Source organism: Chroococcidiopsis sp. (genome assembly GCF_051657925.1).
Classification (GTDB): domain Bacteria; phylum Cyanobacteriota; class Cyanobacteriia; order Cyanobacteriales; family Chroococcidiopsidaceae; genus Chroococcidiopsis.
Map to the genome: position 1 here is coordinate 1 of NZ_JBOFLP010000322.1, position 4,503 is coordinate 4,503.

Annotated in this window: 5 protein-coding genes and 1 pseudogene; all 6 read left to right on the forward strand. The window is 44.9% G+C overall.

The features are described from left to right. The coding region (locus tag ACRC32_RS25880; RefSeq protein ID WP_438556669.1) for a DJ-1/PfpI family protein at window positions 1-570 on the forward strand (570 nt) is incomplete at its 5' end. Between the two features lie 36 nt (window positions 571-606). Beyond that, on the forward strand, window positions 607-1,434 hold the full coding sequence (locus tag ACRC32_RS25885; RefSeq protein WP_438556670.1) for a type 1 glutamine amidotransferase domain-containing protein: 828 nt from the start codon (window positions 607-609) through the stop codon (window positions 1,432-1,434). A gap of 82 nt (window positions 1,435-1,516) precedes the next feature. Then, window positions 1,517-3,226, forward strand: coding sequence for a thiamine pyrophosphate-binding protein (locus tag ACRC32_RS25890; protein WP_438556671.1), 1,710 nt, complete (start codon window positions 1,517-1,519; stop codon window positions 3,224-3,226). A 47-nt stretch (window positions 3,227-3,273) separates the two neighbouring features. Beyond that, window positions 3,274-3,723: a hypothetical protein gene (locus tag ACRC32_RS25895; protein WP_438556672.1), complete on the forward strand. Its 450-nt coding sequence runs from the start codon at window positions 3,274-3,276 to the stop codon at window positions 3,721-3,723. A 149-nt stretch (window positions 3,724-3,872) separates the two neighbouring features. Continuing rightward, window positions 3,873-4,250, forward strand: coding sequence for a nuclear transport factor 2 family protein (locus tag ACRC32_RS25900; RefSeq protein ID WP_015154217.1), 378 nt, complete (start codon window positions 3,873-3,875; stop codon window positions 4,248-4,250). Between the two features lie 62 nt (window positions 4,251-4,312). Beyond that, window positions 4,313-4,503: pseudogene (locus ACRC32_RS25905) on the forward strand (nuclear transport factor 2 family protein); the annotation flags it as partial.

A 4,503-nucleotide genomic window follows, 5' to 3' on the forward strand; every position in this document is an offset into this window, starting at 1 on the left:
CATTTAATGTCTAGGCTTTGGGGTCAACCGAGCGTTCGCTTCTTCAGCGATGAAGATACAGGCGCTACACCTCGAACTATAGAAGTGGATATCGATTTTCAAAACGTAGATCTTAACGACTACGCAGCTGTGATCATGTCTGCCAATTACACCAGCGTGCGTCTACGTTACTTCCAACCACCTGAGGGTCAACCAATCGGTGGCGAACAAGTTCGTACTTCGCCAGCGGTGCAATTTTATGCTAAAGCTATGGCGAATCCTAAGATTGTCAAAGGGGCGCTCTGTCATGGGTTGTGGATATTAACACCCATGCCAGAGTTACTTAAAGAACGACGAGTTATCTGTCATGAGGTCGTGCTTGCAGACATCATGAATGCTGGTGCAATTTACGAACCTTCACCCACAGGGGTAGTTGTAGATGACGATCTGGTGACTGGTCGATCGCGACACGAAGTATATCCATTTATAGACGCTATTACCGAACGAATCCAACAAATTTCCTCGGCTACAAACCTCTTCTCAACCAAAAAGGCTACTACTCCCCTTGCAAGAGCAAGAGTTGCTAGCTAATCATCTAAAAACAAATTCACATGCAGGAGATATTGTATGAGAAAAATACTGACAATTCTGTCAGAGTACGGCTACTGGGGTGAGGAACTAGTAGGTCCTCTGGAAACCTTTGATGCAGCAGGATACCAAGTAGACTTTGCAACTCCGACTGGTAAAAGACCAGTGGCGCTTCCTCCCAGCTTGGACCCTACTTTCGTTGACCCTCCTTTAGGTCGGACAGTCGTATCTGAGGAGATGGCGGAGAAAGTCAAGCGATTAGAAGATCCAAAGAATCCTCGGCTAGATAATCCGATCGTTCTTTCAGAATGGTTACCCGATCGCCCTTATTGGAGTGCTGAGAAGTTTCTGCGAGAAATGGAAGCCTACAACAACGCACTCGACGAGGTGCAGCAGGATCTGGCGCAATATGACGCTCTTCTAATCGTAGGTGGTAGCGGTCCAATCGTCGATTTGGTAAATAACCATAGAGTCCATGACCTCATCCTCGGTTTCTACAAGTTGGGTAAACCGATCGCAGCGGAGTGCTATGGTGTAACTTGTCTGGCTTTTGCTCGCGACCTGGTAGAACGCAAGAGTATTATTCGAGGAAAACACGTCACCGGTCACTGTAAAGAGTATGACTACCTAGATGGAACTGGATTTGTTGGTAGCGATCTTAATATGGGTCCACCTCCCTATCCCCTAGAGTATATCCTCAGTGATGCGACAGCTCCAGACGGAGAATATCACGGTAATTTTGGCAGAGAGATTTCTGTCATTGTTGACTATCCATTTATCACGGGACGGTCTACCGCAGATTCTTATACAACTGGTCAGAAGTTAGTAGAAGTCTTAGAGAAAGGGCTAAGACGGTATGGATGGTAAATCTCAACCGAGCGATTTTTAGCTCAGCAATAACTGCGCGATCGCTACTAGCAAATAGATTATGCCCAAGAAAACAAAAATTATGGCTAACAGAAATGGGCGCTTTGCGATTATAGAGCAACTGCTTGCAGATGGCATACACTACATGTTCGGCAACCCTGGAACAGTCGAGCAGGGATTTCTGGACGCTTTAAGTCACTACGAGCCTGAATTTAAATATGTCTTTGCATTGCAAGAGACGATTGCAGTAGGTATGGCTGATGGCTATGCCCGTGCCACCAAAAAACCAACAATTGTGCAACTACATAGTGGTGTTGGATTGGGAAATGGAATTGGCATGATGTACCAAGCGATGCGCGGTCATGCACCACTGGTCGTGCTAGCTGGTGAAGCAGGCATCATGTACGATGCAATGGATGCTCAGATGGCAGCTGACCTTGTAAGCATAGCAAAACCCGTGACCAAATGGGCTACTCGGGTTGTCGATCCTGCTTCTCTTTTGCGGGTCTTGCGTCGGGCAATTAAGATTGCTGGTACGCCGCCAATGGGTCCTGTCTTCGTTAGCTTGCCAATGGATATCCTTGATGCTCCTAATGAAGAAGAAGTGATTCCAACTTCTTTCCCAATCGCGCGAGTTACCCCCGAACCAGAACAAATCGAACGAGCCGCAAGTATACTAGCTACTGCAACTAAGCCTTTAATTGTGGTAGGTGACGGAGTGGCTTTTTCAGATGCTCAAGCTGAATTAATCCGCGTTGCCGAGCTGCTTGGCGCTCAAGTATGGGGAGCAGATTCATCAGAACCGAACATGAGCGCTACCCATCCTCTATTTGGGGGACTGCTCGGACATATGTTTGGTGAAGTTAGCCGCCGCATCACCTCCCAAGCAGATGCAGTGTTAATTTGCGGCACTTACGTCTTCCCTGAAGTCTTTCCTGCACTATCTGGTGCTTTTGCTCCCGATGCAAAAGTGATTCACATTGACTTAAATGGTTATGAGATTGCAAAAAACTTTCCAGTAGATCTCGGACTGATTAGCGATCCGAAAACTACCCTTGCAGCTCTAGGCATAGCCTTAGAATCAATGATGACTCCCGAACAGCAGCAGGAAGCATTTCAAAGATCTATTCGGATAGCTGAAGCTAAAAAGCAGCAATTAACGGCTCAGCTTGAGGCTGATAAAGCTGTCTGCGACTCAGTACCTTTGCATCTCTCGCGTTTTGCGCGAGACTTGGCTCAGCATATACCACCAGATACGGTAATTTTCGATGAAGCAATCACTAACTCTGAAGAACTTTGTCGTTACATTCCCCCCACAACTTTGGGATATTATTTTCAAACGCGGGGTGGTTCTCTTGGTGTTGGTATTCCAGGTGCAATTGGTTTAAAGCTGGCTAATCCAGATAAAACGGTTATTGGTTTCACCGGTGACGGTGGTAGTATGTATACCATTCAGGCATTATGGACTGCTGCACATCACAACATTGATGCTAAATTTGTCATCTGCAACAATCACAGTTATCAAATACTCAAGCTCAATATTATGCAATATTGGCGCGAACGAGAAATTGCAGAACACGATTTTCCAACTTCTTTCACCATAGGTAATCCAGATATCCGTTTTGATGAGTTAGCGCGAGCTATGGGAGTTCAGTCTATACGAGTTGAACAGCCTGACGAGATCGAACCAGCCATCCAGAAAGCATTAGCTTACAATGGACCCTTTTTAATTGACTTAGTACTGACCAATGAGGTTGCAGGCTCAAAAATTGGCGTTAAGTGCGGTCAATAGCAATCTAGCGTTTCTACCAATTATCGAGATTATCGAGAGGAAAAACCATGACATTAAGCAATATCACGACTCTATCTCAAGTTGAAGTGCAGCAATTAGCAGCGGATTGGTACTCAAAATTGGACGTTCACGCACCACTTGAAGAATATATCCCCATGTTGGCTGAGAAAGGCTCAGAAATGCGCTTTCCTGAAGCAACGGTCTACGGCTTTGATGGGTTCAAAGATTGGTACGAACGAGTTATCGGCATTTTTTTCGACGAAGTTCATACCTTAAAACAAGTCCAAGTGACTCCCAAGGGAGATAAGGCTGATGTCAAAGTGGTTGTGAAATGGGAAGCGAGCGTGTGGAATCCACCAGCAGCAAAAAGCGAACGGATTACTCTAGATGCTTATCAAACTTGGATAGTGCAGCGATCGCCTAAGACAGGAAAAGCAGTCATTACGACGTATATTGTAGACTCTCTTGATTATTATGAGGGGTCTGCTCAGCTTTAAGGCAAAGTTTTCTACTTCCATCATCAGCCTACACGATTGGTGGAAGTGGAACAGCACACTGTAATTTTCCATGGAAGAGTGTCATAAGACATAATTTCTCGAACTATTTCGTCAATCCACCTTAACTGCAAATCAAAAGAGGTCAGACAATGGTAACTTCAACAATTTCTCCCGGGCGCAAGTTTTTCAATACCCATCTAGAGACGATCGCAGCTGGAAAAGTCGATGAGATGGTAGATAGAGATTACACGGAAGACGCTGTGTTAATTACCTATTTCAACGGCTTTGCTGACATGCCCGCACCAATTACGATTCAAGGTCGTGAAAATATTAAACAGTTTTTTCATAAATACATGAAAGCGATCGGTCATATCGACCTCAAGTCTCTTGATTTTACTGAGACTGAAGATACGATTTTCTTCCAAGCTAATTTCAATAACGATCTTGGTTCAGTAAATGCTGGAGATGCTTGGATGATGCGTGACGGCAAAATTGCTTATCATTTTGGCTTTTGGATTTGGGCTTAATCTAAGCCACATTTTGTCTCTAAAACTTGCTTGCGTTCTCATCTGCTGCATAAAGGATTGCTATGAAAACACCAATGGAACAACTGCTATTGTCTCCGATGAGCAAGCTCTACAAAGAGCATATCGGTTTCATTAAAGCAAAAAATGTTGAAGGATTGCTCGACCAGTACGCCGAAGATCTTCTACTAATTAGCACCCTAACTGAAGATCGCCAGCCGCTCTACATCCGTGGGCGACAGCAGCTTAAAGAGTT

Excerpts from the sequence above, each read along its gene's own strand:
- ACRC32_RS25895 (WP_438556672.1), top strand. The coding sequence starts at position 3,274 with ATGACATTAAGCAATATCACGACTCTATCTCAAGTTGAAGTGCAGCAA.
- ACRC32_RS25900 (WP_015154217.1), top strand. The coding sequence starts at position 3,873 with ATGGTAACTTCAACAATTTCTCCCGGGCGCAAGTTTTTCAATACCCAT.
- ACRC32_RS25885 (WP_438556670.1), top strand. The coding sequence starts at position 607 with ATGAGAAAAATACTGACAATTCTGTCAGAGTACGGCTACTGGGGTGAG.
- ACRC32_RS25890 (WP_438556671.1), top strand. The coding sequence starts at position 1,517 with ATGGCTAACAGAAATGGGCGCTTTGCGATTATAGAGCAACTGCTTGCA.